This is a genomic window from Cupriavidus sp. TMH.W2 (assembly GCF_050847365.1).
GTDB lineage: Bacteria > Pseudomonadota > Gammaproteobacteria > Burkholderiales > Burkholderiaceae > Cupriavidus.
In genome coordinates, this window is record NZ_CP193795.1 from 238479 (window position 1) to 265223 (window position 26745).

The window sequence follows — 26745 nt, forward strand, 5'->3', positions numbered from 1 at the left end:
TCAATCTATTGCGATAAGAAGAGTTATCGTAATAGCGCACCTCCAAGACGCATCGTGAGGGTGAGCAGCATGGCCAACGGGCGACGGTCGCGACCACTCGCGTGCTAGCGACTCAAGGCACGGGAGTGGCAACATCCTGTCCCAGCAACACCTGCCCATCCCACTCACGTTGGGATTGCTCCTCGGGACGGGCCGCGAGACGACCGTTGACGAGTGCTGCCGCCAGCGCCTGTCGTGGCGCGTTCGCTTCGGGCTGGGTGGAACTCACAGTCAGCAGTGAAAGGGGCCGGTACAAATGCTCTTCGACGACAGAACCGACCCACAGCGAATCGGGCTCACGATCGCGCAGTTGAAACTCTGATGGCCATAATCGAAGCACCAGCCGCGAATGAGGCCGCCCTCCATCCTGTAGTGGGTATATCAAGGTAAGACTTGGCGCACTGCCTCGCTCCAGGCGAAGGAAAACTGGCAGCCGTAGAGGATCAATATCTGCAGCGAACCACTCCAGTGTGCCGTGCCATGACCAGCGCTCTGCCATTTGCCAGCCCTGTGTAGCCAACTGCCGTTCAAGTCCCCACAGCCCTCCAGCCCACTGAAATGTCAGAGGCTCTTCGAACTCCCCGGTTAAATCGATACGTCGCGCAGGCAGCTGCTGCCAGTCCTTGTTCCACCATGCTTCGAACCCAATCGAAGATCGAGCTGGATGAACGGCGTAGCGCTGCATATCGGAAGCATGGTGACGGTAGATGTTAGTGCCACCCGCAATCGCCAAGGCCAGGCACGCTGTAACTCCCAAGACCCTCACGTTCAGTCGTGGTGCTTCCCGGCGGAAGTATGTGACCGCGGCGACGAGCAACCAGGCGGTGGCGAAGGCCATGCTGGCGGCGACATCAGAGAACCAATGGGCGCCAAGATACAACTTGGAGAAGGCGATGAGAGCTATCGCGGACACCCCTGCCGCGCACACTGGTACTCGCCACGCCTGAGGCAGTTGCCGCGCAACCAAGATCGAAAGGAAGCCATATAGGACGGCGTTCACAGTGACGTGGCCGCTGGGAAATGAGAACGCGCTCGAGCCAAGATAGAGCGCTTCCACTGGTCGAGATCGATGAAGGGCCAGCGTGATGCTGGTGTTGATGATCGATGCAAAGCCGATTGCGAGCGTCCAGTAGATAGCGGTGCGCCAATAGCGGCGCCATACCAGGTACACCATGACGGCAAGGCTTACAGGGATAACGACCTCAGTGTCACCAACCGCCGACACTGCAATCATTGCCGCGTCCCCCCCTGGCGTTCGTAAGGTCTGGAGGAAATGATAGATTGCGACGTCCGCACGCACCAAAGGATCGCCGCTAACAACATCCTCGAGGATGCCAAGAAACAGCCAAATGGCGGCGAGGCTAAGGCCGGCCCATACTGCCAGGCTGGTGTCTCGTCGGCTCAGCTCAAGTATCGAGACGGCCGTCTGAGCTAACCGTGACTCATGGCGGTTCGCCCATCGTTGCAATCGTCTGCGAATTGCGAGCAGCACCGGGCCGCCGCGCTGCAGCACAAGACGTACTAACCGCGTGAGGCCCCATAGCAGGACAACCAGGACCATGAGCAAAATCGCCAGCCGGCCCGCACCTGCCCCAGCGGATTTGACGGATGCGCCGAGCACGATGCCTGGCAAAATATGGACTGGAGCCCAAAGAAGAGCGGAACTGATATTAGCGACATAGAATCGCCATACTGGCATGCCCAGGATGCCCGCAAAAAGCGGAATGAAGGAGCGCACAGCCGGTGTAAAACGCCCGATGAAAACGCTCTTTCTGCCATGGTGATGAAGAAAGGCTTCGCTCTTGGCAATCAGGTCAGGATATCGATTGAGGGGCCGGCGGTTCAGGATGGTACGTTGATGGCGGTGACCGAGCCAATAGGAGAGGCCGTCTCCGATAATCGCGCCTACCACCGCTGCCACGAGAAGAGGCCACAAGCGAACGCCGCCCGAGGGCACCAAGGCGCTGATTCCGACAATGAGTGACGAGCCGGGAACGAGTGTGCCAATCACGGGGACGGCTTCTGACAGCGCCAACAGAAAAACGGTTACATAGGCCCAGTGCGGGTGCAAGAATACGAAATCAGAGATCGAGGCGGTCAAGGAGTCCTCCATCTTCATGGCATGACGGTTGCTACCAGCTGGGCTGATCGGCGGGTCGATCCGCTCCAAACTGTGCTGCTGGAAATTGCGCGGCACAAAGTCTCAAATTTTCTCACGGACTTAGCCATCAATCGGTTGCAAGACCGGTTGTCGCGCATGCTGATCAATTCCGCGCCGCGGGCGAGAGCATGTGGGCATGTGGATGCCGCATCTCTTCGACATGAATCGGGCCTTGCCTCGCGGTAGCCGGCATCTGCAGACAGATCAAAGGATGCCTTTTCACATCTACGGCCACTTACCTTGCGCCAGGCGTGGAATGACGCACGATCAAAGCCGCCGTTCGTTCAGGCCTGTGTCGAGGCCGGTGCGCAAGTGCGCACCGATGGCTCGGCCGCCTACCGCTTCAGCTATGACCATCAGCGCCATGTCATGCTCGGCTCCGAGGTGCCAGCACGCGTCTCGATGGCTGGCGTGCATCGCGTCGCCTCACTGCTCAAGCGCTGGATTCTGGGCACCCAACACGGTTCGGTTCAACCAGAGCACCTCGTGGACGAGTTCGCGTTCCGCTTCAATCGCCGCACCTCACGCTCGCGCGGCGTGCTCTTCTATCGCTTACTCCAGCAGGCCGTCGTGACCGACCCGTTGACATACGACAATGTAATACAGAAGTCACCGCCAGACGCGCAGACGCACTAAAAGGAGTACGAGCCAACAGCGGGCCCGCCCTTGCCATGCTGCCCGCGTCGAGTTGCAACCGGCGGGCGAAGGCAGGCCCGCCACTGCGTGTCGGGGTCGCTTCAGAAAACGGAAAATTTTGCACTCTAAGCGATCGCTAGCCCCCCGCCGGGCGCCAACTACCGGGCGACGAACCTGACCCATAGAATTTGGAGATAGTGTCCCGGCGGAGACCCCGGACGGTCCGCGGCCACATTCTACGACTCAGCCAATTCTGCTCAACGAGAGGCAAGCCGGCGCCGCCGTGTAGAGCATAAACTAAAAAGTGGCGCTAGGAGCACATTGCGCTGCCAGCTAGTTGATCTGTGTCCGCGGACCGCGACCTGCGTGAGACGTGCCGAGCCGGCCACTGTTATCCGGCGAGCCACGCCACAAGGCAGGGCCCCAGTCGAACTGTGCGTCTCTGCTGGGCAGGCGGCGACAAATACACTCCATGCGGCACATAGATGTGGCGCCGTGTAACGGAAGCAACCCCGGTGATGCAATGTAAGCGTATCTGCCCAACCGTGACCGGGGGCAGCACGAATCGGCCGATGTCCTTTCGCGGAACGGCGCAAGCTGGACCCCTTGAAATTTGGCTGCGCAATTACTATTTTATTTTCGCTCAGGCAGTCGCGACCATTGCGCGCTGCGTGTTTCTGTTTGTTTGCCAGCAGCTTGGCAGGTGGATGGGAGCGCGTATGCCCCTTCGCCTCCTTGCTGCATCGAAGGAGGATACGACCATGAGCGATCTTTTCTTTGGAACCGACCTCTTCAGCGAACTCGACCGCATGCATAGGCAGATGGCGAGTTTGTTCGGCGGCTTCCCATCCAGCCTCCGCTCCGGCCGCTTCGGGGCATTTCCCCCGGTCAATATCGGTGCCACGGACGATTCCATCGAGATTGTCGCGTTCGCACCCGGGCTCAAGCCAGACCAGTTCGAGGTGTCGATCGACAAGGGCTTGCTGACCATCAGCGGCCAGCGCGAAGCGGCGCAAGCTGCGGAAGATCCCGAGGTCCGGTTGTATGCGCAAGAGCGATTCACCGGCACGTTCCGGCGTGTGGTCGAATTGCCGCAGAGCGCCGACCCCGACAAAGTCCAGGCGCGCTATGCCAACGGCTGCTTGTCTATCAGTGTTGGCAAGCGCGAAGCCTCAAAGCCCCGGGCGATCACGGTCCAGTAACGCCAGGAGAAAGCCATGAACGACACTACCCAAATGGTTGAGCGCAACCAGAACGCGGTGGCAAAGAGCCAGGAGGACAGGTCGTCGCCGACGATGACGCTGCTCCCCGCGGTTGACATTATGGAGGACGCCAATGGCGTCACCCTCTGGGCCGACCTTCCGGGCGTGACGAAGGACAAGCTCGAGGTGAATGTCCACGACGGCAACCTCCATATCGAGGCGGAAGCGGTCGTGCCAACCCCCTCCGGATTGCGGGTCCAGCACGCGGAGATTCGCCAGCCGCACTTCGCACGCGCTTTTTCACTGAGTGCCGACCTTGACGCGTCGAAGATCGAGGCGAACTTGCAGGACGGCGTGCTCAAACTGACAATCCCGCGTCGCGACGAAGCGCGTCCACGCCGCATTGCAGTCAACGTGGCGTGAGTTGCCGCCGCCGGGTACCGGTGGCGTCTGCAAGGGCGCCACCGCAGTACCCGCGGAAATGGGCTGGACATACATCGGTGAGGACAAGATGAAAACAGACCTGGGCAAATGGAACCCATTCAAGTTCCTACGCAAATCGACAGAGGATAGGCAGCCGACGGGCGAGTCGTCGAATGTTCCAGCGCCAAGGCACTGGACACCGGACTGGCCCGACGTTTCACGGCTATTTTCAAGCGATCCCCTGCGTGCGATGGGCGAGTTCCTGCATGAACCCTTCGCGGGCTTCGGCGGCCTGGATCGATGGTTCGGTGACTTCAGTTCTTCGCGCTTCCAACCTCGCATCGATGTAGTCGATGATGGCACGGCGCTGAGGATCACGGCGGAACTGCCCGGCATGGATCGCGAGGACCTGCAGACCACCATCGAAGATGGCGCGCTGGTGTTACGGGGTGAGAAGAAGCAGGACATTCAGAGCGAGGAAAACGGCTGCTACCGGCTGGAGCGGGCATACGGCGCTTTCATGCGCAGTATTCCGCTGCCCGATGGCATCGACCTCGATCACATCGATGCGAAGTTCGACAGAGGCGTATTGACGCTGCGTCTACCCAAGACCGGCTCGTCGCAATCTGCGGTGAAGAAGATCGAGGTGAAGTGAGCGAAAGATGGCGAGCTGCGTCAAGGGAATACACTCGCGTGAGTCTGCGCGCTCAGCTGGGAGATTCCAGCTGGCCGTGCAAGGTAGCGCCTCCGAGGCCCTTTCTGGCATAGGCGGCGCTCGGAACGCGCGGTGCTGGCTTGCAACTGCAGCGAATCCACGTGCGACGCTAAGGTCTTGAAATCGCCGGACTGGCCTCTATTTTCACGGCAAACTCTTCCCGAGATGGAGACTTCGATGGAATTCGATTCTGAGTGGGTGACGCTAGGCAGGCATCGGGTGCGGCTCAAGTGCACGCGCGGCTTTCCTACCGAGCGGACGCGGCGCGTAGCGGAGTTGGTCACAGTCGCGATCGATAACAACCTCAGCGCGCGGGCCCGTTTGGTCGACGTCACAGCGCAAGGCGATGCTTACGTGATCAGCATCGGCACGACGTTCGACAAGGACAGAGTGGCGGCCCCCCACCTGGAGGTGGCGCTGGCCACGATGTTTGGCTTGTCGCCCGAGCAGGTCACGATTGACGTTGTCGTCGTCAGTCAGGCAGAGGTGGATGTGCATTTTGGCGTATATGAGCGGATGCTGGCAGAGAAGCTCGGCACCGTGCCGGCCATTCAGTGAAGCGCCAGGATCGGTTCCTGGCCAATAATGCTAGCGGCTTGATCCAGACGCCGGCGTTGACACGTGAATGCCCTGAACGGCGGCCCGGACACGACCCGATCGGCCGGACAAGCTCATGATCACAGTGATCGGACGAGGAGCAAGGCTATGAACATCCGTCCACTACACGATCGCGTCATCGTCAAACGCTTGGACGCAGAACACAAGACGGCCAGCGGTATTGTCATCCCCGATACCGCCGCCGAAAAGCCGGACCAGGGCGAAGTCCTGGCTGTCGGCCCCGGCAAGCGCCTGGGCGATGGCCATGTCGGCGCGCCGAGCGTGAAGATTGGCGAGCGCGTGCTATTTGGCAAGTATGCGGGCACCACCGTCAAGCTTGAAGGCGAGGAGGTGCTGGTTATGCGTGACGAGGATATTCTGTGCGTCGTCGAATAGAGGAAGGAACAGAAGGTTAGCGTCTCGCGAGGAGTCTCATCATGGCAGCCAAGGAGATCCAATTTCAGGAGTCCGCGCGCCGCCGCATCGTGGCGGGAGTCAACCTGCTGGCCAACGCGGTCAAGGTCACGCTCGGCCCCAAGGGGCGCAATGTGGTCCTCGAGCGATCGTTCGGGCCGCCGCTGATCACCAAGGATGGGGTATCGGTCGCCAAGGAGATCGAGCTGCGCGACACGTTCGAGAACATGGGGGCCCAGTTGGTCAAGCAGGTTGCGGCCAAGACATCCGACGTGGCCGGTGACGGCACCACGACCGCCACCGTGCTGGCCCAGGCGATGGTTCAGGAGGGCATGAAGGACGTGGTGGCGGGTCTGAATCCGATCGATCTGAAGCGCGGCATGGACCTGGCCGTGACCGCGGTCGTCGAGGCGCTGCGCAAGCTGAGCCGGCCCTGCACTACGAGCAAGGAGATCGGCCAGATCGGCGCGATCTCCGCCAACGCTGATGAGGCGATCGGCAAGATCATCGCTGACGCGATGGCCAAGGTCGGCAAGGACGGGGCCATCACGATTGAAGACGGCAAGTCGCTGGAGAGCGAGCTGGAGGTGGTCGAAGGCATGCAGTTCGATCGCGGTTATCTGGCCTCTTACTTTATCAACCAGCCCGAGAAGCAATCCGTCATGCTCGAAGAGCCGTATATCCTGCTGCATGACAAGAAGATATCGGCGATTCGCGATCTGCTGCCGGTGCTCGAGGCCGTGGCCAAGACCGGCAAGCCGTTGCTCGTCGTGGCCGAAGACGTGGAAGGCGAGGCACTTGCGACCCTGGTCGTCAACTCGCTGCGCGGCACCTTCAAGGCCGCCGCGGTGAAGGCACCGGGCTTCGGCGACCGGCGCAAGGCCATGCTGGAAGACATTGCCATCCTGACCGGTGGCACGCTGATCGAGGAACAGACGGGCAAGCAGCTCAAGAATGTCGTGCTGGAGGATCTGGGGCATGCCAAACGCGTCGAAATTGAGAAGGAGAACACGACCCTCGTCGGCGGCGCGGGCGAACCCGCAGCAATCGAGGCCCGCATCAAGGCCATACGGCGGCAGATCGACGAGGCCACCAGCGACTATGACAAGGAGAAGTTGCAGGAGCGGGTCGCCAAGTTGGCCGGTGGCGTAGCGGTGATCCGGGTTGGCGCGGCCACTGAGGTGGAAATGAAGGAGAAGAAGGCGCGCGTCGAAGACGCTCTGCACGCCACGCGGGCCGCGATCGAGGAAGGTATCGTTGCGGGCGGCGGCGTCGCGCTGCTGCGCGCCCGCGCCCAGCTTGCGCCGCTCCAGGGCGCCAACGCCGATCAGGAAGCCGGCATCCGAATCGTGCTGCGTGCCCTGGAGGAGCCGCTGCGGCAGATCGCCGCCAATGCCGGCGAGGAAGCGTCGGTGGTGCTTAGCCGGGTACTCGGACATGACGGCAACTTCGGCTGGAATGCGGCCACCGGTGAATACGGCGACCTGTTCGAGATGGGCGTGATTGACCCAACCAAGGTGACCCGTACCGCACTACAGAACGCGGCATCAGTCGCCGGACTGATTCTGACCACGGACGCGACCGTGGCAGAGATGCCAAAAGACCACGGCAAAGCCGCTGCGGTGTCATCGGAGCTGGAGTATTGACGAGACACGCAAGGCGTGCGGCGAGTCCCATACGGCTGTGGATTTACAGGGAGTCTCCTACCAGGAAGCGCCAGGCGCTTGGACATCATGAGCAAGATCATCGGGATTGACCTCGGCACCACGAATTCGTGTGTGGCGCTGATGGAAGGCAACCAGGTCAAAGTGATTGAGAACTCCGAAGGCTCGCGCACGACCCCTTCGATCGTCGCCTATGTGAACGACAGCGAAATCCTCGTCGGCGCACCCGCCAAGCGGCAGGCCGTCACGAATCCAAAGAACACGCTGTTTGCCGTCAAGCGGTTGATCGGCCGCCGCTACGAGGAAAAGGAAGTGCAGAAGGACATTGGCCTGATGCCCTTCACGATCTTGAAGGCCGACAACGGCGACGCATGGGTCGAAGCGCAAGGCCAGAAGCTCGCCCCGCCGCAGGTCTCGGCTGAGGTACTGCGCAAGATGAAGAAAACCGCCGAAGACTATCTCGGCGAGCCCGTCACCGAAGCCGTCATCACGGTGCCCGCCTACTTCAACGACAGCCAGCGCCAGGCGACCAAGGATGCCGGGCGCATCGCCGGGCTGGACGTCAAGCGGATCATTAATGAACCGACCGCGGCGGCGCTCGCGTTCGGCCTGGACAAGAGGGAAAGCCGCGACCGCAAGATCGCCGTGTTTGACCTCGGCGGCGGCACCTTCGACATTTCCATCATCGAGATCGCTGACGTGCAAGGCGAGAAGCAGTTCGAAGTGCTGTCGACGAACGGTGATACCTTCCTGGGGGGCGAAGACTTCGACCAGCGCATCATCGACTACCTCATCGGCGAGTTCAAGAAAGACCAAGGGGTCGACTTGTCGAAGGACGTGCTGGCGTTGCAACGCCTGAAGGAAGCCGCGGAGAAGGCCAAGATCGAGCTCTCGTCGAGCCAGCAGACGGAAATCAGCCTGCCGTACATCACGGCCGACGCCAGCGGGCCGCGGCATTTGAACCTGAAGCTCACACGTGCCAAACTCGAAGCTCTGGTCGAAGACCTGATCGAGCGCACGATGGAGCCGTGCCGCATCGCAATCAAGGATGCCGGTATCGCGGTCGAAAAGATCGACGACGTGATTCTGGTGGGCGGCATGACCCGCATGCCCAGAGTGCAGGAGAAGGTCAGAGCGTTCTTCGGCCGCGAGCCGCGCAAGGACGTCAACCCCGACGAGGCGGTGGCAGTGGGTGCGGCGATCCAGGGTGCGGTACTAACCGGTGAGCGCAAGGATGTGTTGTTGCTCGACGTGACCCCCCTGTCGCTCGGGATCGAGACCCTGGGCGGCGTGATGAGCAAGATGATCACCAAGAATACCACCATCCCGACCAAGTTTTCTCAGGTCTTCTCTACGGCCGACGACAACCAGGCGGCGGTAACCATCAAGGTGTACCAAGGCGAACGCGAGATCGTTACGGGCAACAAGATGCTGGCCGAGTTCAACCTGGAGGGCATTGCACCGGCGCCGCGCGGCATGCCGCAGATCGAGGTGACGTTCGATATCGACGCCAACGGCATCCTGCACGTGTCGGCGAAGGACAAGGCTACGGGCAAGGAGAACCGGATCACCATCAAAGCCAACTCCGGCCTGTCTGAAGGCGAGATCCAGCACATGGTGAAGGACGCCCAGGCTCATGCTGACGAAGACCGTCGACAGCGGGAGTTGGTCGATGCGCGCAACCACGGCGACGCGCTGGCACACAGTTCGCGCAAGGCTCTGACCGAATACGGCGAGAAGCTGGACGCGGACGAGAAGGAGAAGATCGAATCCGCAATCAGGGACCTTGAGGCGGCACTGAAGACCTCCGACAAGGCCGAGATCGACGCCAAGGCGCAGGCCCTGGCCACGGCCTCGCTGAAACTCGGCGAAAGGGTCTATGCGGACGTTCAGGCTCAGCCGGACAATGGCTCCGGTCGCGCCGCGGACGCGAAAGAGGCGAGCGCCGAGAAGAAAGGCGAGGACGTGGAGGATGTTGAGTTCAAAGAAGCGGGCGCCAAGCAGTAAATTAGCCGACGTCCGTCAAACTTTTGGGTGCGTTCAAGAAACGGTTTTTTTGTACGTTAGCGGCCTCTGTCGGTGTTTCTTGTAATGATTTCGCGGCCGGCATATACGGCCAAGAACACGCTTATGTGGCCGCGACAGCCAGGGGCTTGTCAAACCGGCTAGCAACGACTGACGCCTTCGCAGAGAACCGAAGACCAACCCCTACGGCTGTCATAACGTACCGAAAATATACCGGTCCGGCTTTCTGCAACTGCCATCTGCGAGATGTCTTCAGGGAGTTTTCCCCGTGCGCTATTCATATACCGTCGGGAAACCGCACGTCAGGGGGTTCCTACGGTCAATAGATCATCGACGATGCGGCTGACACCAACTGGAATCCGGTTCTCCTGCCAGACCTCTTAGAGGAGGATACGATGAACACCGACCCGAAAAAGTGGAATCTCTTCAAGTTCCTTCGCGGGGCAGCCCGCAAGTCCGATGGGGACAGCCCGGAAAGCCCGCCGGCGAGCGAACAATGGCGCGCCTCCTTGCCTGACATTCCGCGACTGTTCTCACGCGAACCGTGGCGCGCAGTGGAGGAGTTCTTTCATGACCCGTTTGCCGGCCGTGGTGCACTCGAGCGATGGTTTGGCGACTTCAGTTCATCGCGCTTCCAGCCGCGCATCGACGTGGTCGACGAAGGGCAGGTGCTGCGCGTGACCGCCGAATTGCCAGGGATAGAGCGCGAAGACCTGAACGTGAGCGTCGAGGACGGGGCGATCGTGCTGCGCGGCGAGAAAAAGCAGGACGTGCGCAGCGACGAAGATGGCTGTTACCGGCTAGAGCGCGCCTATGGAAACTTCGTGCGCACGATTCCCATGCCGGAAAACGCCGACCCCGATCACACCCTGGCAAAGTTTGACAATGGTGTGCTCACGTTGACCGTGCCGAAATCGGAGCCGGCGCGATCCGCGAGTCGCACGATCGATATTGGCTAGGGCAAGCAGGCAAGAAATGTCTTGGTGGCGGGCGGATATCGTGTGGGCCGGCCATTAGCTCAACTGGTAGAGCAGTGGACTGTTGATCCGTTGGTCGCTGGTTCGACTCCAGTACGACCTACCGGACAAGGCCACTAGCGCCGGGGCCGGTCCAGTGGCGCCGGTCGGCGTGGTCGAGATTCCTGAGCCACTGCTCACGACGATGTTCGAGACGATAGTGGCCGGCCACGAAGATTGTCGCAATCGCCCGCGCAAACGACCCCACCACCATTGCCCACATCACGCAAGCTCCTTCGCCTCGGCCCCGGCGCAGCGTGTGACCTGACGAAACGCGAGGATTGCCTGCTACCATGGTCAGCGCCGTCAGAGCCGGAGCAGTCGAAGGACACGACGACCAGTCAGCATCGCGTAGAACAGTGATCACCGCCCGCATTCAGCCCCCCGTCGGTCTCCGGCTCCCTGAGCCTCACCGGAAAATGGATCTCGAAGCTTGTGCCGTGCCCTTTACGCGATTTGAAATGGATGACGCCCTCAAGCGTCCGGCAGAGCTCCTTCACGATTGCCAGTCCCAGTCCGGCGCCTGGGATGTCCTCGTCTGCCGCCCGCTCGAATTCGTTGAACACACGTGCCTGGTCAGATGGCGCGATGCCCACGCCCGTATCCGACACCCGAAGATACCAGTGATCCGCGTCCACCCAGCCCACCGTCAGGCGAACCTCGCCCTCGGGCGTATACTTCAGGGCGTTCGACAGCAGATTCGTCGCCACCTGCTTCAGCCGGAGCCGGTGCGAGCGAACGGCACTCAACCCGGGGTCACGCTCGGCTTCGAGCCGCAAGCCTTTGGCTTCAACCAGCGGACGTGAAGTCGCCACCAGTTCGTCGAATAGCTCGCCCAGGTCAAGCGTCTCGGGAAGGACAGGTGAGACGTCGCCGAGGACAACTGAATACTCCACCATCTGGTCGACCAGTTGCTTCATGTCGGCAGCCTGCCGGCTCGCCAATGCAACCCCGGCTTCCGTTTTTGCCGGTGCACGGGAGATCAGTTGCAGCGCAATCGAAAACGCGTTCAGGAAATTGCGCAGGTCGTGGACGACGCTGCGCGTCATCTGCATGCGCGACTCGTGCAGCTCGCTTAGCAGCCGCTGCCTGAGTTCGAGCTCATCATTGGCGCGCTCGAGACGAGCGGTATATTGGTCGATCTCGCGCTCGCGCTCGGACACGACCTCCCGGATCGATGTCAGCGTCACGAAACTGCGCGCCTCATCGATCAGGCGACGCGCGCGGGCTTCGTATTGCCGGCTGAAGCTCGGGACCGACTGCGCATATTCGTCGAGCGCGTCATCCAGCACCTGACCCAACAGGTCCAGCTCACGCACCAGTTCCACGATCTGGTAACCCTGGCGCCAGCGCACATTGCCGTGCTGACGCGCCCCCCGTCCGATTGCCGGCTCGGCCTGGTCGAGATCTTCCGCCTCGAGCGCCACGCAGATGCTGTCGATAATCTGGGGCAGATGGTCTGCGAGCTGTTCGTACGTCAGCCGGTCAGCCTCCGTCAGGATTTCATCCGCAGATACCGCGCGCATCCACCGCTCAGTCAGCGCGGTTCGGCTCTGCTGGAGAAAGGCGGCAAGGCCGCGAAGCGGCGCCGGTTGCAGGTCGGGCATGATCAGGTTGGGTCGGCAAACGGGAAACGAGGATTGGCCCGGACGGGTTGGCGGGTGACCAGCGAGGAGGCGGCATGGCTTGATTATCCGTCAGACCGGCCCTCTCCCTCTGGAACGGGATTTGCATGATGCACAGGCAATCTACAAGTATCAAGCTCAGACTCGCTTTGGAACCTACATGTGGGATCCCGATCCATCGCGCCCCTGCTACGATCTGACCCGGCGTGCCCATCCAATCCTGACATGTGCTTAGGTGTCAGGCAGTTGGCCCTCCGTCTCGGCGCCACTTTCTCGCCCGTGTCGTTTCTGGCCAGTCCCGCTCACGGGTTGCAGCCCGTCCTCTTCGAGCCTGGCCTTGAGAAAGGCATCGGCGTGATCCAGCCAGCTCCGTACCTCGCCTTCCGGTGTGTTCAGCAAGCGCGCAATGTTGCGCACTGGCACGTCGTCCACGCGTGCTAGCAGCACAGTTCGACGCCACTGGTTAGGCAGCTGCGACAGCAATTCGCCGACGATCTCGTGCAATTCGTGCTGGGCGGCTACCACGTCCGGGCTAATGGCAGCGTCAGGCACCACATCTTCCATCCGCAGCAACTCATCCGGTTGCCAGTACTCGAATACCGCGTCATCAATGTCATCATGAGAGCGTGCCGGCACAACCGTGGCCTTGGCCTCGAGCGAAACCCAGCGGCCTTCTTCGCTGCGCCGCCGCGCAACCTCAGCTTCCAGCACGGCCAGCGCGAGCCCGTGCAGTTCATCCTCGCTCAGTACCACCTGCGGGGCCTGGTTCAGTCGCTCGAGGGCGCGAGTCAGTACCTCGTCGACCACATCGTCCAAGGCCGGATCCGCTTCTGCCAAGTCGCCGCGCGCCCGCAGATAGGACAGTTCGGGCACGTGTGCGGAAGAGGACAATGTCTCATTCGCCTTTTCCGCTGCCGCAATTGGGAAGTTCCGGATCCAGGCATTGCATCCCGCTTATGTCAACGCAATCCGCACGGACCGCTCCGCGCCTGATTTCTCCGGGTGCAACTTCGGCGAAGCACCCCACCCAACCGATCCGCACCATGGCTTCGCGCCTCGCACGACCAGCCTTTATGACGGCGAACACATTGCCGTTGTGGGCATCACGTTTACGAGTTTCTGGCGGCCGCATCGGGTGCCTGTCACGGTTGCCGGCCGGCCGAACGCCGGCTTTCATCTGATCCAGGTGTTCCACAAGTCTGGCCGGACGCGCACCGAGGTCCTGGTCCTCTATCCCGCCGATGGCTACTGGCGCGCGAAGCCGTTGCCGGCTCGCCACTTGGGTAGCAATACGTATGGCTCCTCGTTCCTGCTGGGGCCGATAGAGCGGGATGGGCGCCCAGTGGTAAACATTGCGCGGATCGAGATCGAGCCGGAGCCCATATCCATCAGACTGCATTTCACGCGCGGAGGCCAGGCCACGGTCACGATCACGGCAATCAGCGATATAAGCACCTCACTCGATGTCGAGTTCCTGCCGGCCTACGACGCCAAGCGACCTTTCGCGATGCTGCGCTCGATGTATGTTGCCGACGACAATGCGGACGCGAGCGAGGCCACCTGGTGGACCGAGTCGGCTGGTAAAGTCCGCAGGAAGTCCGTGATGGCCGTCTCCTCAATGCAGGCGACTGCTGTGCGATTCGGCCGGACCGTTTGGTCGCACCACAACACCAGCGCGCCCGACTTGATGTTCGACGCCTTCGAGTAGCCAACACAGCGCCCGAAGATCAGCAAGGCACGGCGTTCGGCTTCTTCAATCTGGCGAGCGGGCTGGCGCTTCTCATTGCCAGCGCGCTAGCCGGCTTGCTTTGGGACCGGCTCGGAGCGGCCTTCACGTTCGCATATGGGGGCAAAACAGCGGCAGCTATCTTGGGTCCCCCGCGAATGCGGTCGTTGAGCAAATCGTTGTTGAATGGCTGCTGGACTTGCTGTCGTTGCCTGCGTCCTGCTCGATAGGCTTCACGACAGGAGCGACGATGGCAACGTTCGTTTGCCTTGCTGCGGCGAGAAGCAAGGTTTTGCGGCAGGTCGGGTGGAATGCCGATGGTGACGGCTTGTTCGGCACACCCCAATTCACGTATGCGTCGGCGACCACGCTCATGCCGCCATCTTTGCCGCGTTGCGTTATCTTGGGCTTGGGCACGATCGTGTCATCCGAATCGCGACCGATGATGCGGGACGCATGCAGGTTGCCGCATTGTCCAGGGCCTTGGAGTCCTGTGATGGGCTGCTGATCGTCATTGCTCAAGCTGGCCAGATCAACACCGGCGCGTTCGATCCATTCCAGAAGATCGTGGACATTGTGCCTCTCCATGGAGGCGGATTCATGTCGATGGAGCGTTTGGGCTATGGGCCAGAGCCTGTCCCTTGCTGATCAATTTAACCGCGGGCGTCGAGCAGGCGGACGCGCGGTAATGCCGCTCAGCTAACACATCGAGAAGAACGATCGCCTCGGCAAGCATCGTTGGGTCGCACGCATGCCTGGCTTGCCGCGTTCCGCAAGCTGCGCATTCGCTTCGAACGTCGCCTTGATATCCATTTCGCTCTGCTCAAGCTAGCGTGCGCTGTCATCTGCTCCCGATTCGTTGAGGAGTTTTGTTAGCCGCACTAAGTCAGGGTGCTCCGCCCCCCGGGATGACGCGGCTGCCGAATACGTCGTTGTTACTGTCGAAGATGTCTGTCCTATTTCGGCGGTCAGTCCAAACGGCGTAGTTGGTAGTGTCATTCACCGCAAGGCCGGTGTAATCGCCGATAAAGGTCTTCTGGCTGAGCGAGGATGATGCTTTTCAAGCGTAGGCCACGGAGACGGAAAGTCCCTCCGGAAGCGAACTGATATCGGTGTAGGAACAGGACGACGCGGGCGCGCCATGTGCCGGTGCGCAATCAGATGAGTGTGATTCCGTCCGTTTCGGTCAGGCGGTGCTCCGTGGCGTAGACGGCTACCTGTAAGCGGCTGGTGAGGGGCGTCCATTCCTGTTGAGTCCGCCCACCGCTGTTCGGAGTCCACTTCCTGTCGGATTAGTCTGACACACCTTTCGGAAACGCTCTTCTGCTTGCCGGCTCCGTCGGAACCTAGCCTTGACATACGGATGGGCCATACGGCGGCGCCGGAGGCGCTCACGATTGACTTTGTGAAGGATCTCGACATGATGAAGAAATGGCTGTCAGCAGCAGTGTGTTCGATGTTGGTTGCCGCTCCGGCAAGCTTTGTCCTGGCGCAGGCCCCGGCCGGTTCCAAGGCCGACTACGAGGCCGCCGTCAAGCAGGCAGATGCGGACTACAAGGCAGCCTCCGCCAAGTGTGACGGCATGAAGGCCAACGCCAAGGACGTGTGCAAGGCCGAAGCCAAGCGCGACCGCGACGTGACCAAGGCCGAGGCGGAAGCGCGCCGCGACGGCACCGAAAAGGCGCACGCGAAGGCAATGAAGACCAAGGCCGACCGGGACTATGACGTTGCCAAGGAAATGTGTGAAGACAAGAAAGGCAACGACAAGGACGTCTGCGTGAAGGACGCCAAGGTCGCGCACGAAAAGGCGCTGGGCGCGGTGAAGGTCGAAAAGGCCGCCGCCACCGGCACCAGCGCCGACGTGGCCGAGGCGCGCCGCGATGCGAAAAAGGACACCATGGACGCCGCCTATAAGGCAGACAAGGAACGTTGCGATGCGATGTCCGGCGATGCCAAGGACAAGTGCCAGGCCGATGTGAAGGCCAAGTACGGCAAGTAGTTCGGCGGGAAGCATCACCCTCGCCGGCAGGCGGGGGCACTCCCCTGGGTCCGGCTTCCAAGCGGGCCGGCCCCGGGGAACACGTACCAAGGAGCCGGATATGAATTGGGATCAGATCGAAGGCGAGTGGGAACAGGCCAAGGGCAAGGTCAAGGAAAAGTGGGGCAAGCTCACCGATGACGACATCACGCTGGTCAGCGGCAAGCGCGACCAGTTGGTCGGCCGGATCCGTGAGCGCTACGGCTATACCAAGGAGCGGGCCGAGGAGGAAATGAAAGCATGGGAGAGGGACGTGCGCTGGTAAGGCCTCAGGCAGGAACTGCTGTCGTCGCGGCTGGGTGATGCACTATCTCATCTCCACATGGCATGCGCCTGCCTGCGCGGTACGCCGGGCAGCCAGATGTCGAACTGGTGCCTGTCTTGCGCGGCGCCATCCGGCACCAGCTCTGGCTCGCCAGCGAAGCCTGCATGAGTTTTATGACAACGTATCCAATCCAGTGCTGAGGGTGGCCGGCAAGATCGCGCTATGGGGGTTAAGGCCAAGCCACCGCCTGCGCGATTCGGAAAAGCTGGCGATTGCTGATGCGCTCGGGGATCCGCGGGTCATCCAGCGACTATGCCCGGATATAGGAATGCCAGGTGCCGGCGGCCTGCGTAATCTGCTGCCGCTGGCGCAGGAGCTCGGCGAAGAGGAGAGTTAGCGGCTGGCCGGCGCCATTCGCCACCTCAAAACGCTCGAGGAAATTACCTCCACCTCTTCCGCACCGCAGGCGCTTGCCTTCCTGCGCGCGCTTGCCAAGGTGATCGAGGTGGACAGCTTTCCCGCGGACGGTGGGAGTCGACCGCTCCATGCTTCATTGCCATTGCACGGCGTGCGGCAATGACAGGGCGCAAGCCGCTGCAATACGACTGCCTTCGTGAGTGGGCGGGGCGCACAACTAGCAAGTCTGGTACGCATTTGCATAAAACCTGTTGAGCTTGCCGGCAGATGGCGGGCCTCTGTCAGCGCCGCGGACATCGCATCTGCCGTGCCCATGTCGGATGCCCGCGGGCACCATGGAGACGATCATGCCAAGAGCATCCAGCATAGCGAAGGCCAGGGCAGACAAGCGGGCGGGGAAGGCGCCAAGCACCCAGGCCGGTCATTTCGTTCGCGACGAGATCGAGGCCGTGCGCCGGGGCAAGCATGGCGTGCGCTCGGCCAAACAGGCCATCGCGATCGGCTTGTCGGAGGCGCGCCGCGCCGGCATTGAAGTGCCGCCGAAGAAAGGCGCCAAGGCAGCGGCTGCCAAGCCTGCGGCTAGTGGCGGCGGCTACAAGGCGGCGCCGAGACGGCCGAGTTCAGAAAGCACGGCCAAGCGCAGCAGTGCTGCTACCAAGGCGCTCAAGCTGGAGAGTACGGCCGGGGCCTCGCATCAGGCGCTGTCCGCCCAAGCCAAGCGCGCAGCCAGCACACGGACTGCGGCAGACCGATCCGCCGCCGCCGAGAAGGCGGCCAGGACCAAGGGTGCGGCCGGCCGGTCCGAAGCAGCCCGCAAGGCCGCGCGCACGCGCTCAGCGAAAAAGCAGGCCGGCCAGGCGTCCCGCTAGCCTCACGAAAGCCCGGAACAAGAACTTTCCCGAAGAAGTGCGCTGGCTGAAGAAAGAATCGCAGCCCACCGAGAATCATCCCGAGGTAGACAATCAGAAAGATCCCGACGATGGTGGCAGTCATTTGGCAGTGCTCATCATGCTTCCGAGTGCAAGCGCTGCAGAGGCTGAAGCAATTGCACGGCGCGCCGGAGCAGCAGAATCCAGTCATCCAGCTCCTCAAGGATCGACTCGGCCTGATCGACCAGGGTGGGACCAGTGGTCGAGCATGACAACGCGGCGCCGTTGATGACGGTGTGCGCCATGCCGTGCAAGCGCAGCAAGTCGTCACGTAGTCCAGCCGGATCACAGCAGCGCGCGCGGATAGCGTCCATCTGGTCGACTAAACGCAAGATGGCGGTCGTGTCGAACGTGTCCTGCAGCGCTTGGAGGGCGTCGGCGTCGACTTTGCCATAGGGGGTGTCAATGTCAGGCATGGCGGGGCTTTCGGACAGAGTGAGCTGGCCCGGCAAAGAGGCTATCGCGAATCCAGGCTTCGGGCACCCGGTCCAGGTTTAATTTGTAGTCGCCGAAGCGCTTGATATTGCTGGTGAGGTAGGGACTCAGGAAGCCGATATCGGCCACGTCGACCTTGGTCCCTTCCTTTACCATTGCACGCAGGGCCTGCATCATGTCCGCGGTGTTCTGCAGGATCACGGCTGAGGCGATCAGGTCGTTGTAGCGCAGGCGCTTCTGCTGCTCGTCGGGATCGTTCTCGGCGAGCACATCGCCACCGAACGAGAACCATTTGGCAAAGCCATTGTAGGACTCGATCTTGTTGGTGGTGGCGGTAATCTCCTGACGTAGCTCGCGGCTGCCAATCCATTCGAGCAGGAACACCGTGCGCACAACCTTGCCGAGTTCCTGCGCGGCCAGGAACAGGCGGTTGCGGCGGCTTTCCGAGCCGAACCGACGCAGCAGGAGCGGCGAGGAGATCGTGCCGGCCTGGATCGACAGCGCGACCTGCATCAGGTCCTGCCAGTGGAACGCGATCAGGTCCCAGTCGACCGTGTCCGAGAACAGCCGGTCGACGTGCTTGTACTTGGAGTTGGCATCGGCGCGATAGAGCTTCAGATCCTGCCAGTTGCGGATGCGCGGCATCAGCTTGATGCCCAGCAGATGCGTGAAGGCGAACACGGCGGCCGATTGGCCCTGGGTGTCGGCGTGCACGGTGTCGGCCTCGACGCTCAAGCCAGCCTTGAGAAGCCCCTCGATGACATAGATGGCTTCCCACACGCCGGGAGGGATGAAATGCCTGAACACGGCGATATAGTTGTCCGCCACGTGGCGATAGGCCACCGCACCCATCTTGCGATAGCGAAAGTGATAGCCGGCCAGCAGGTTGTTGTCGTAGAAGTCGTACTGGGTGCCGTCGGCAGCGACGGTCTTGCCATCGCCCCAGTGCTTGGGCAGGTCGAGCCGCAGGTACAATTCGATCAGCTCCCGTTGCGCGGTTTCGAGCCGCTCGAGGCTCAGGTGTCGGCGGTTGACGAACGACATCATGTGCGGCGTGACCCGATCCCCCATATGCCGCGCGGCCTGGGTAGGCCCAAGGTTGCAGCCCATGGCGAAAATGGTCAGCAGATAGCGCTCTGCCGCATTGCGAATCTTCGGGTCGCTGCCTGAGAGCGGGCCAAAGTGCCGCGTGAAGTGCGTCCAGTGCTCGATGTTGGCCAGCACGTCCAGCAGATTGCGCGTGGGCATACGCCGGATCAGTGCCTGCTGCAAGGCAATGGCGCTGGCTGGAATCTCCCGGGCGACGGTACGCTTGAGCACCGGCTCGCCATCCTGGCCAATGGTGACGTGCTGGCGCTTGTCGGGAAAGCTGGTATCCAGCTTGCGCGCTGCGTCGGCGAGCCACTGGCGTAAATGCGCCACGAAGTCCTGCGCGTTGGCCGGCATGTCGAGCTTGTCACAGTATTCCGGCAAGCGCCGCTCGCATTCGCGCCAGGGCAGCAAGTGCGACCGGTAATCGGCAAAGGCGTCCGACCCCACGACGCACAGGTCGCCCGAGCGCAGCTCGTTGACCATATGTGACAGCACACAAAGTTCCAGATAGCGCCGGTTGGTTGGCGGCCCTTGGTCGTGCGGGCGGCGGACCAGCTTACGCCAGCGTTCCGAGGCGAAGCTGACATCGACCTCGGCGGCGAGCCACTCGCGATGCAGAGATTCGTTCTCCAACACCACCTCCAGCGCCGCCAGCAGCGTGCGCGACTGGCTGGTCGACTCCCATTCCAGCACCTGCGCCAGGCGCAGCATGACCGAGCGGTGCGCCCGGAAATGCCGCCAGAGCAGCGGCAGGTAGTTGTTGCCGCTCAGGGCCCGCACCTCGGCACAGCTCTCGCGCAACGGCTCCAGATCACCAGACGGCGCGAGAAAGCGGCGCACCTGCTGGCCAATCTGGGCGTCATCCTTGCCATCGGCGACGATATCGACCACGCCGTCGAGCACAGTGACGAGCTTCTCCATCTGCGCACGTTGGCGGGACTGGATGCGCTCCATCTCATCGCGCGCCCGCTTGTGGATCGCGCCCATGCGGCGGATGAACATTTCCGCGAGATCGTCCCGCGAGCGCACGCGCATGTGGTTGAGCAGCGCCACGATCAGCGTGTAGCGCTTCTCGGGAAGGGTTTCCCGGAGATTGGCGGCGTCCAGGCTCATGGCCTGGCTGGCCAGCGAGCGCAGCTTCGAGGCTGGCACCCCGGCTACGGCCCGCGAAAAATCGCCAAAACCATCGAGCCAGCGCAGGTGTTCGATCAAGAGGTTGAGATGCTTGCGTGAAGGCCGGCGTGCGTGACGTTTGATGTTGTTGTAGAGGGTCTGGCGATTGGCGAAGTCTCGGACGAGAAGCTTGTCCAGTCGCCGCTGTTCCTCTTCTGACAAGCGCCTTGCGACGCGCCGGAACAACGCGGTTTGCGTGCGCGTGTGAATCTGCTCCGCAATGCTATCCAGGGTGGAGAACGCAGGCAGTTCGACTTGGTGCAGGACCAGTGCATCAATGGTGGCGTTGATGATATCCACCGGCTGGTCCATGGTTTCTGCAGCTTCGCGCGCGGCGCGGATCGTCACCTCGTTGGCATCCGTGCCGATGTAGGGCTGCACGCCGAGGAATTCACGCACCGCCGTGTAGTGCCGGAACAGCGTGGGGGAAAGCCTGCGGTCGTAGCCAAAGGGGGTATCGGGATCGAGCCCAGCGCTGGCGCGCACATGGTCGATCACGGCGGCGGGAATGCTGTCCAGGTTGGGAAAATAGTGCAGTTGCTGAAAGACTTTCAGCAGGACCAGCAGGCCAAGCCTTGAACCCTGGCCACGTGCGGAGCGGGCGGCCCAGTCCAGCTCCTCCGCGTCCGGCGTGTACCACGCCTGCAACTCTTTGGTGGAGAAAACCTTCGGGAAACGCGGGTAGGCGGTACGCTCGACGGTGGCCATACAGGATCTCGGCAATCGCTGAAGGGCCAGCCAGTCTAACGATGGCAGCTACGGAAATCTAGCCACCGCTTATGCAGCACAGGAATAAAGGTCGCAATCTATATAACCAAAAGGCTTGTGATAGCGGATTGTCCGTATCTTGGCATGACCCCAAGGTCGGCTTCGGAATGCCCTGGGTGCGAGTACGTGATGACCACGAATACTGGTGCGCACATGGCGAGAGCCCTAACGCAGACATCGAACGCTTTGCATCGTATGCTCCCGCGGCGGCCCGCGTTGGCGACTTGGTGCTGGTGCTCTTCCATTGTTCGCACGAGCACTTCACCTACGACTCGGGAGACGCAGAGATTTACACTGCGGATGGGCAGCCTTTCTCGACGATTGGCATTGACAAGGAAGACATCGAGTCTGGAGAGCATGACGAGGCGCGGTACTCGCTAACGGCGCTAGCCTCGTTCCCCACGCGATTCCCCGCCGCCTATATGGCGCTCTCCAAGGCCGCGGCCTGAAATCAATCTCTGCCGGCACAAAGGCAGAGCCCCCCGGGGTCACCGAGGGGCTCTGCCTTCCTTAACAATCCGAGGGCGTCCCCTCACAGTCGTGCCGCAAGCATTTCAGCTCAACTTGTTCATCCGCTCTGGATCGTGCCTGGCATCCGGGTATGAGCATCACAGAAACATAACGTGACCCTCTTCAGCCGAGACAAAACTCGGTCAGCCCCGCTCAGGCTCCTCGACGCGGGATAGAGATGCATACGCCTGGTCGTTCATCGCATTCACGAGATCGACAGCCAATTGCTCATCCGGCGCAACCACCCGAACAGTTTCCGACTGACCCAAACCTCGATCGACTACGACGTTGTGCGGCACCTCTTCGAGATCGCTCCGGCAGGTTTCATTTCGCTCTGCAGCCGAGGCAAAAACGGCGCAACGGTATTCCATATTTCCACTCCTATGCGTATTGACACCCCAATGCGGCATTCCACCACCAGATATCTTAGTTGCAACATACTCGTTATGAGTATAGTTAAAGTAAAAATGGTCAACGACGGCCATTCTTCTTGCTTCGTATGCTACTGGCCTGGCCCCTGACAGCACTTCGAGGTGACCGACTCGCATTCAGTCGACTCGACTGGATGCAGCGTCGTAGATCTCGTTGTCCCTACGCATGCCGACGGCAATAATCAGCACCTCGATGCGCTCGCCGTCGACCCGGTAGACGATACGCGTCTGCCCGGTCCGAATGCGCCGGCATCCAGTGAGCTGGCCGGCGAGCGGCTTGCCGAGCTTGTCGGGCTCGCCGTTCGCGATTCGCTCTTCAATGACCTTGAGGATTGCCCTCGCCTCGGTCCTGCCCAGGCTGAGCAGGTCGTGTTCGACCTCTGGGTGATAGCTAACTGTCCAGGCCATCAGCCGCGGGCTCCGATTCGAGCCTGCATGTCAGCGTGGGAGATGGTCTTGGTGCTATCCAACGTGGCCAGCCGCTCGCGGGCGACGGCCTCGATACGGAGATCCTCGAGTTCGGCCATCAGGGACTCGTACCGGTCGGTTGGTAGCAGCACGGCCGTCGGCCGGTTGTCACGGATCACGACATAGCGGTCCTGCTCGCCGGTGGCGATGCGATCCAGCAACACACGGGTGTTCTTCTGAAGCTCGGTTGAAGAGATGGCCTGGTCGGCGCGATCGAGCAACATGATACGACTCCTATTTGACTATGATCGTCATTTTAATGCTACTTAGATCGGATTGCAACTATTGGCTCACGGCAGCGCTGGTCGTGGCCAGATACGCAGAACTCCCCCTACCCAGAAGGATGCGGACCGCTGTGGCTGCCAACGAGCCGCCACATTCCTGGAGAGTCTGGCACGTGGCTCGGACTTTAGAAGGGTTTTGGGCGAGGGGGAGGGGTAGACCCGCGCCCTTGGGCGCGCTTCTCTTTTGGTTAAAAGCGGTTAAAAACCGGTTAGCGTCTGTGGATAAGAGCTGCAACCATCTGTTTCATATGACGATTTCGGAACATGCCGATTAGTCATTTTGAGCAATTTCATTAGTCAGATTGAGCAAAACCGGGAGAAGCGTGAGTACCTCATTAGTCATTTTGAGTGGCGAGCTCGCCAAAAATTAGTCATTTTGAGTTCGCCATTAGTCGTTTTGAGCGACTGCCGGCCGGGCTACCTCGACGAGCCTATCCTCCTTCTCCCAAGACCAGCTTGAACGAGAAACTCCTCTCAAGGCTGCGGAGCTTGTCGGGGATGGGTTAAGGCTTGGGAAGAACGTCTGGAGCCGCTTGCCGGTGCCGGACAACTCATCCCGGGCGCGCATATCGACCAGCGTCAAGTAGGGCTTCGCAAACAGCGCCACCTGGCTTTTTGTCGAGCGAGATCTTCCAGTGGAGGTTGCCCTGGGGAACGTTGTCGTAGAAAGTCCGCGCCTTCTGTCCATCGCGGCAGTGGAACAGCGCGCAGCAAGCCAGCTCGCCCGACGACACTACGAAAATGAAGCCTTAGGCATCCGCCCGATAGGAAAAGCCTCCGCGAGACCCAACAAACTGCTTGGTCGGCGCTGCCTCTCCGTCTCCGGATGGTAGCCGGCCGAAAAAATCCTTGAAGTGGGACTGCGATCCAACGAACTCAAGCCCGACGGTGCCGGTCTCACCCATTCGTTGTTTGGCGATGATCGCCTCAGCGACACCCTTGTACTGGGAGTCCGGATTGTAGTAGTCGTCGCGATACATGAAGATGATGATGTCGGCATCCTGTTCGATACTTCCCGATTCGCGCAGGTCAGCCATCAACGGGCGCTTGTTCGATCGCTCCTCAACTTTCCGGGAGAGTTGCGACAGCGCGATCACGGGCACTTGAAGATCCTTAGCCATGAGTTTCAGGCCACGTGTAATTTCCGATATCTCGTCAACACGCCCACGGCGCGCAGCAGACTCTGAACCAGACATCAGTTGTAGGTAGTCGACAACGATTAGGCCCAAACCGTGTTTGCGCTTGAAGCGACGCGCCTTGGCATGCATCTTCGCAATCGAAATTCCAGGTGTCTCATCGATGAACATCTTCGAGTCGTGAAGTTTGCCGACGGCTACTGTCAACTTTGACCAGTCGCTGGCATCCTGGAGGCGTGTTGGTGTACGCAGGGTGTTCAGATCGATCTTCCCCGCGCTGGCCAATGAGCGTAGGCCAAGTTGCAGATTGCTCATCTCCAGTGTGAAAACGAGGGTCGGTATGCCGGCGGCGGAAATCGGCATGCCATGGGCGTCCGTCAGAGATGAGATTCCCATGCTGACGTTTTCAGCAACGTTCATCGCCAGTGCACTTTTTCCCATAGCGGGTCGACCAGCGATGATGATCAAATCTCCGCCTTGGAGTCCCGATGTTTTCTCGTCGAGCATCTTGTAGCCCCACGAGGTTCCCGTAAGCGGAGAGTTCGCGTGGTATCGCTCGTCTATCCACTCCACTGTGCCTCTGACCACTTCCGACATCGACTTCGGTTCGTCTTCGACGCTCGATCCTTCGGCAAGATGCATTACCAGGCTTTGTGCGGCGTCCATCTGTTCGCGCACGTCCCCCGCCTCGTAAGCGAGTTCTTCCATCCGCCGGGCGGCATTGATCAGTTGACGCTTCATCCGCCGTTCAACGATGATCTCCGCGTAGCGACGAGCGTTGGCGGCTGACGGCGTCCCACGAACGATTTCCTCAAGGTACTCGCGTCCGCCGGTCTCTTTGAGCACACCAAGCGATTCCAGTCGTGCCGTGACTGTCACGACATCGGCCGGCCTGCCCGTCTGCACAAGAGTCCCAATGACGCGATACAGAGTCTGGTGGCTACGGTAGAAGAAGTCACCATCCACCAGGATGTCAGCCACTTTGTCGAAACTTCCTCCCCCAGTCAGCAGGAGGGAGCCGAGAACGGCGCACTCCGATTCGACGCTTTGGGGCACTTGGTTTTCACGCATCTACATCTCTCCACGGCCGCGGCAATCAACGGTGATAGTTGCCCTCAAGGATCTTGGCGAAGTTCTTCGGCCGCACGATCCACTCGAGACTTGCGACAAACTGCGGCGAGTCTCCCTTGGGCGGAACCCTACCGGTCAAGAAGTGGGATTTCCCGCAGTGCATGAGAAAGCTGCGCCACCAAGCCATCCCCTGTTCGGTGGATGTGTATCCCGGCCCGAGTTGCTGGTTCTTGCATACGGCCATCTCCCGCCATCTCGACCGCAGCAGCGCTTCGCGATCCTTGCCCCACGTGAGTGCGCGAGGATTTGTAGGCAAAAGATCGTGGTATAGGGCGATGATGTCCTGTTGCGGGCAGGGCGGAACATGTACCGGAGAGGGAGGTGGCCGGCCGCCTTCTGGGTCTAGCTGGTCATCGAACAATGCACCGTTCATCCCGTCGGCGGCATTGCCGTCGACACACATACCGGAGGTATGTACTCCTACGACAGCAGTTGCAGTTGCAGATGCAACTGCAGATGCAAGGCCACCACTTGCCAATGCCTCGGAACTGGCACGGCCATCTTCTCGTTGCGATTCATAGCCTAAGTCACTGTTCCACCTACGATCCGCGCCAAGCTTTCCAGCAGCAGAGCGAACTTCTCGATTCGTCGCCTGCTTCTCCCTCTCGCGCTCCAACCGGGCCTGCACCAGGCGACCAGGCATGTCCGGATGCGGATCAAAGCACGCAACGATTTCTGGCCACAGGCGCTCCATATCGACCAATGATTCACCCGTCAACCTCGCAAGCTTCTGTAGCTCGGCAGGAATGGAGCCTTCCAGCCATGCGTAACACATCAGCCGAATATAGGCGCCGAGGGCCTGATTGGTCATGACCGCAACGTTCTCGTCCGAGAGGAAGTCGCGCGCATAGAACTGGAATGCGGGGGATTTAACGGAGGCGGCGGCTTTCACTGCAAGCCTCCTTCTTTTGCACCGAGATCCTTCCTGGTCTCAGGATGTATCGTATAAAAGCCCAGCACATCAACGTGCAGCAGCGCGTTGTTTGCAAGGGTGTTCAGCAGAGGCTCCCCTTGATCCGGTGGTACGCCAAGTTTGTGGAGCGCGACATCGCCCTCGAAGGGCAGGGACTTGTATTCACGTGAAAGCGCAAGCAGCAGTTTGGCTGCATCCTTTCCCGCGAGCCGAATCCGCTCGGCCGTCGTGTCTCCGACCGGGGTTGGACTACCCTCCATGACAGCCGACACAAGACGGTTGTCAGTCGAAGTCACGTGCGGATAGTGATACTCAAGAATGTACTTGGCCACGTTTTCGGTCAGGAACACGCATCCACCCCTTCCGCGCCGGCGACGCCGAGGAAGCCGCTGCTCAGATATCAACTTGACTGTGTTCGGATGACTCCTGAGCCTACGCGCAACCTCGGTCGTTTTCATAAAGTCGCCGTACTCTTCGTACAGCTCCTTGGCGAGTTGATCGAGTGACTTCAT

General features: G+C 60.9%; 26 protein-coding genes and 3 pseudogenes. 18 read left to right on the forward strand and 11 right to left on the reverse strand.

What is annotated here, in order from left to right; genetic code table 11:
* Positions 1 to 112: 112 nt before the first annotated feature.
* The gene (locus ACREYQ_RS33065; RefSeq protein ID WP_432263181.1) at positions 113 to 2236 is read right to left on the reverse strand and encodes a VTT domain-containing protein; all 2124 of its coding nucleotides are present in this window, start codon (positions 2234 to 2236) and stop codon (positions 113 to 115) included.
* A gap of 198 nt (positions 2237 to 2434) precedes the next feature.
* On the opposite strand from ACREYQ_RS33065, the pseudogene ACREYQ_RS33070 reads away from it, so the two are divergent.
* From ACREYQ_RS33070 to ACREYQ_RS33110, 9 genes and pseudogenes are all read left to right on the forward strand, one after another.
* A pseudogene (locus ACREYQ_RS33070) lies at positions 2435 to 2836 on the forward strand (transposase); the annotation flags it as partial.
* A gap of 761 nt (positions 2837 to 3597) precedes the next feature.
* Complete coding sequence (locus ACREYQ_RS33075) at positions 3598 to 4038, forward strand: Hsp20/alpha crystallin family protein (protein WP_224082962.1); 441 nt, start codon at positions 3598 to 3600, stop codon at positions 4036 to 4038.
* A 15-nt stretch (positions 4039 to 4053) separates the two neighbouring features.
* On the forward strand, positions 4054 to 4461 hold the full coding sequence (locus ACREYQ_RS33080) for an Hsp20/alpha crystallin family protein (protein ID WP_022540321.1): 408 nt from the start codon (positions 4054 to 4056) through the stop codon (positions 4459 to 4461).
* An 88-nt stretch (positions 4462 to 4549) separates the two neighbouring features.
* Entirely contained in the window at positions 4550 to 5116 is a 567-nt protein-coding gene (locus tag ACREYQ_RS33085) for an Hsp20/alpha crystallin family protein (protein WP_116323008.1), read from the forward strand.
* Positions 5117 to 5353: 237 nt separating this feature from the next.
* On the forward strand, positions 5354 to 5734 hold the full coding sequence (locus ACREYQ_RS33090; protein WP_116322964.1) for a hypothetical protein: 381 nt from the start codon (positions 5354 to 5356) through the stop codon (positions 5732 to 5734).
* Positions 5735 to 5881: 147 nt separating this feature from the next.
* Positions 5882 to 6169 (forward strand): co-chaperone GroES, encoded by a 288-nt coding sequence (locus ACREYQ_RS33095; protein WP_116322965.1) that lies wholly within the window; start codon positions 5882 to 5884, stop codon positions 6167 to 6169.
* 41 nt (positions 6170 to 6210) lie between these two features.
* Entirely contained in the window at positions 6211 to 7833 is a 1623-nt protein-coding gene (gene groL, locus ACREYQ_RS33100) for a chaperonin GroEL (protein ID WP_432263182.1), read from the forward strand.
* Positions 7834 to 7920: 87 nt separating this feature from the next.
* Entirely contained in the window at positions 7921 to 9858 is a 1938-nt protein-coding gene (gene dnaK / locus ACREYQ_RS33105; protein WP_432263183.1) for a molecular chaperone DnaK, read from the forward strand.
* 413 nt (positions 9859 to 10271) lie between these two features.
* Positions 10272 to 10835 (forward strand): Hsp20/alpha crystallin family protein, encoded by a 564-nt coding sequence (locus ACREYQ_RS33110; RefSeq protein ID WP_432260193.1) that lies wholly within the window; start codon positions 10272 to 10274, stop codon positions 10833 to 10835.
* Positions 10836 to 11233: 398 nt separating this feature from the next.
* On the opposite strand, the gene ACREYQ_RS33115 is transcribed toward ACREYQ_RS33110, so the two are convergent.
* Together ACREYQ_RS33115 and ACREYQ_RS33120 are read right to left on the reverse strand one after the other, a co-directional pair.
* A complete protein-coding gene (locus ACREYQ_RS33115; RefSeq protein WP_432263184.1) occupies positions 11234 to 12499 on the reverse strand; it encodes a sensor histidine kinase in 1266 nt (421 codons plus the stop codon).
* A gap of 249 nt (positions 12500 to 12748) precedes the next feature.
* Positions 12749 to 13408: an RNA polymerase sigma factor gene (locus tag ACREYQ_RS33120; protein ID WP_432263185.1), complete on the reverse strand. Its 660-nt coding sequence runs from the start codon at positions 13406 to 13408 to the stop codon at positions 12749 to 12751.
* A 52-nt stretch (positions 13409 to 13460) separates the two neighbouring features.
* Between ACREYQ_RS33120 and ACREYQ_RS33125 the strand changes: the two genes are divergently transcribed.
* From ACREYQ_RS33125 to ACREYQ_RS33160, 8 genes and pseudogenes are all read left to right on the forward strand, one after another.
* Positions 13461 to 14225: a hypothetical protein gene (locus tag ACREYQ_RS33125; protein ID WP_432263186.1), complete on the forward strand. Its 765-nt coding sequence runs from the start codon at positions 13461 to 13463 to the stop codon at positions 14223 to 14225.
* Positions 14222 to 14473: pseudogene (locus tag ACREYQ_RS33130) on the forward strand (hypothetical protein); the annotation flags it as partial. The gene ACREYQ_RS33125 and the pseudogene ACREYQ_RS33130, both read left to right, overlap by 4 nt.
* Before the next feature lie 163 nt (positions 14474 to 14636).
* The gene (locus ACREYQ_RS33135; RefSeq protein WP_432263187.1) at positions 14637 to 14891 is read left to right on the forward strand and encodes a hypothetical protein; all 255 of its coding nucleotides are present in this window, start codon (positions 14637 to 14639) and stop codon (positions 14889 to 14891) included.
* A 96-nt stretch (positions 14892 to 14987) separates the two neighbouring features.
* Positions 14988 to 15119: pseudogene (locus ACREYQ_RS33140) on the forward strand (IS5/IS1182 family transposase); the annotation flags it as partial.
* 544 nt (positions 15120 to 15663) lie between these two features.
* Positions 15664 to 16242 carry a hypothetical protein gene (locus ACREYQ_RS33145; RefSeq protein ID WP_432263188.1) on the forward strand — a complete coding sequence of 193 codons (579 nt, stop codon included), beginning with the start codon at positions 15664 to 15666 and terminating at the stop codon, positions 16240 to 16242.
* A 100-nt stretch (positions 16243 to 16342) separates the two neighbouring features.
* On the forward strand, positions 16343 to 16546 hold the full coding sequence (locus tag ACREYQ_RS33150) for a CsbD family protein (protein ID WP_432263189.1): 204 nt from the start codon (positions 16343 to 16345) through the stop codon (positions 16544 to 16546).
* A gap of 37 nt (positions 16547 to 16583) precedes the next feature.
* Positions 16584 to 16943, forward strand: coding sequence for a hypothetical protein (locus ACREYQ_RS33155; protein ID WP_432263190.1), 360 nt, complete (start codon positions 16584 to 16586; stop codon positions 16941 to 16943).
* Positions 16944 to 17310: 367 nt separating this feature from the next.
* Positions 17311 to 17832, forward strand: coding sequence for a DUF6496 domain-containing protein (locus ACREYQ_RS33160; protein WP_432263191.1), 522 nt, complete (start codon positions 17311 to 17313; stop codon positions 17830 to 17832).
* 137 nt (positions 17833 to 17969) lie between these two features.
* Here the strand turns inward: ACREYQ_RS33160 and tnpC are convergent, their stop codons facing one another.
* Positions 17970 to 18308 (reverse strand): Tn3 family transposase post-transcriptional regulator TnpC, encoded by a 339-nt coding sequence (tnpC, locus tag ACREYQ_RS33165; RefSeq protein ID WP_432263192.1) that lies wholly within the window; start codon positions 18306 to 18308, stop codon positions 17970 to 17972.
* On the reverse strand, positions 18301 to 21300 hold the full coding sequence (locus tag ACREYQ_RS33170; protein WP_432263193.1) for a Tn3 family transposase: 3000 nt from the start codon (positions 21298 to 21300) through the stop codon (positions 18301 to 18303). Before ACREYQ_RS33170 ends, tnpC begins: the two co-directional genes overlap by 8 nt.
* A gap of 71 nt (positions 21301 to 21371) precedes the next feature.
* Between ACREYQ_RS33170 and ACREYQ_RS33175 the strand changes: the two genes are divergently transcribed.
* Entirely contained in the window at positions 21372 to 21809 is a 438-nt protein-coding gene (locus tag ACREYQ_RS33175) for a hypothetical protein (protein WP_432263194.1), read from the forward strand.
* A gap of 204 nt (positions 21810 to 22013) precedes the next feature.
* On the opposite strand, the gene ACREYQ_RS33180 is transcribed toward ACREYQ_RS33175, so the two are convergent.
* The 6 genes from ACREYQ_RS33180 to ACREYQ_RS33205 form a co-directional block, all read right to left on the reverse strand.
* The gene (locus tag ACREYQ_RS33180; protein ID WP_432263195.1) at positions 22014 to 22241 is read right to left on the reverse strand and encodes a hypothetical protein; all 228 of its coding nucleotides are present in this window, start codon (positions 22239 to 22241) and stop codon (positions 22014 to 22016) included.
* Between the two features lie 177 nt (positions 22242 to 22418).
* The gene (locus ACREYQ_RS33185; protein ID WP_432263196.1) at positions 22419 to 22709 is read right to left on the reverse strand and encodes a type II toxin-antitoxin system RelE family toxin; all 291 of its coding nucleotides are present in this window, start codon (positions 22707 to 22709) and stop codon (positions 22419 to 22421) included.
* Positions 22709 to 22993, reverse strand: coding sequence for a type II toxin-antitoxin system Phd/YefM family antitoxin (locus tag ACREYQ_RS33190; RefSeq protein ID WP_432263197.1), 285 nt, complete (start codon positions 22991 to 22993; stop codon positions 22709 to 22711). The genes ACREYQ_RS33185 and ACREYQ_RS33190 overlap by 1 nt, the downstream gene beginning before the upstream one ends.
* 809 nt (positions 22994 to 23802) lie before the next feature.
* The gene (gene dnaB / locus ACREYQ_RS33195) at positions 23803 to 25260 is read right to left on the reverse strand and encodes a replicative DNA helicase (RefSeq protein ID WP_432263198.1); all 1458 of its coding nucleotides are present in this window, start codon (positions 25258 to 25260) and stop codon (positions 23803 to 23805) included.
* A 25-nt stretch (positions 25261 to 25285) separates the two neighbouring features.
* On the reverse strand, positions 25286 to 26212 hold the full coding sequence (locus ACREYQ_RS33200) for a hypothetical protein (RefSeq protein ID WP_432263199.1): 927 nt from the start codon (positions 26210 to 26212) through the stop codon (positions 25286 to 25288).
* Positions 26209 to 26745 (reverse strand): hypothetical protein, encoded by a 537-nt coding sequence (locus ACREYQ_RS33205; RefSeq protein ID WP_432263200.1) that lies wholly within the window; start codon positions 26743 to 26745, stop codon positions 26209 to 26211. Before ACREYQ_RS33205 ends, ACREYQ_RS33200 begins: the two co-directional genes overlap by 4 nt.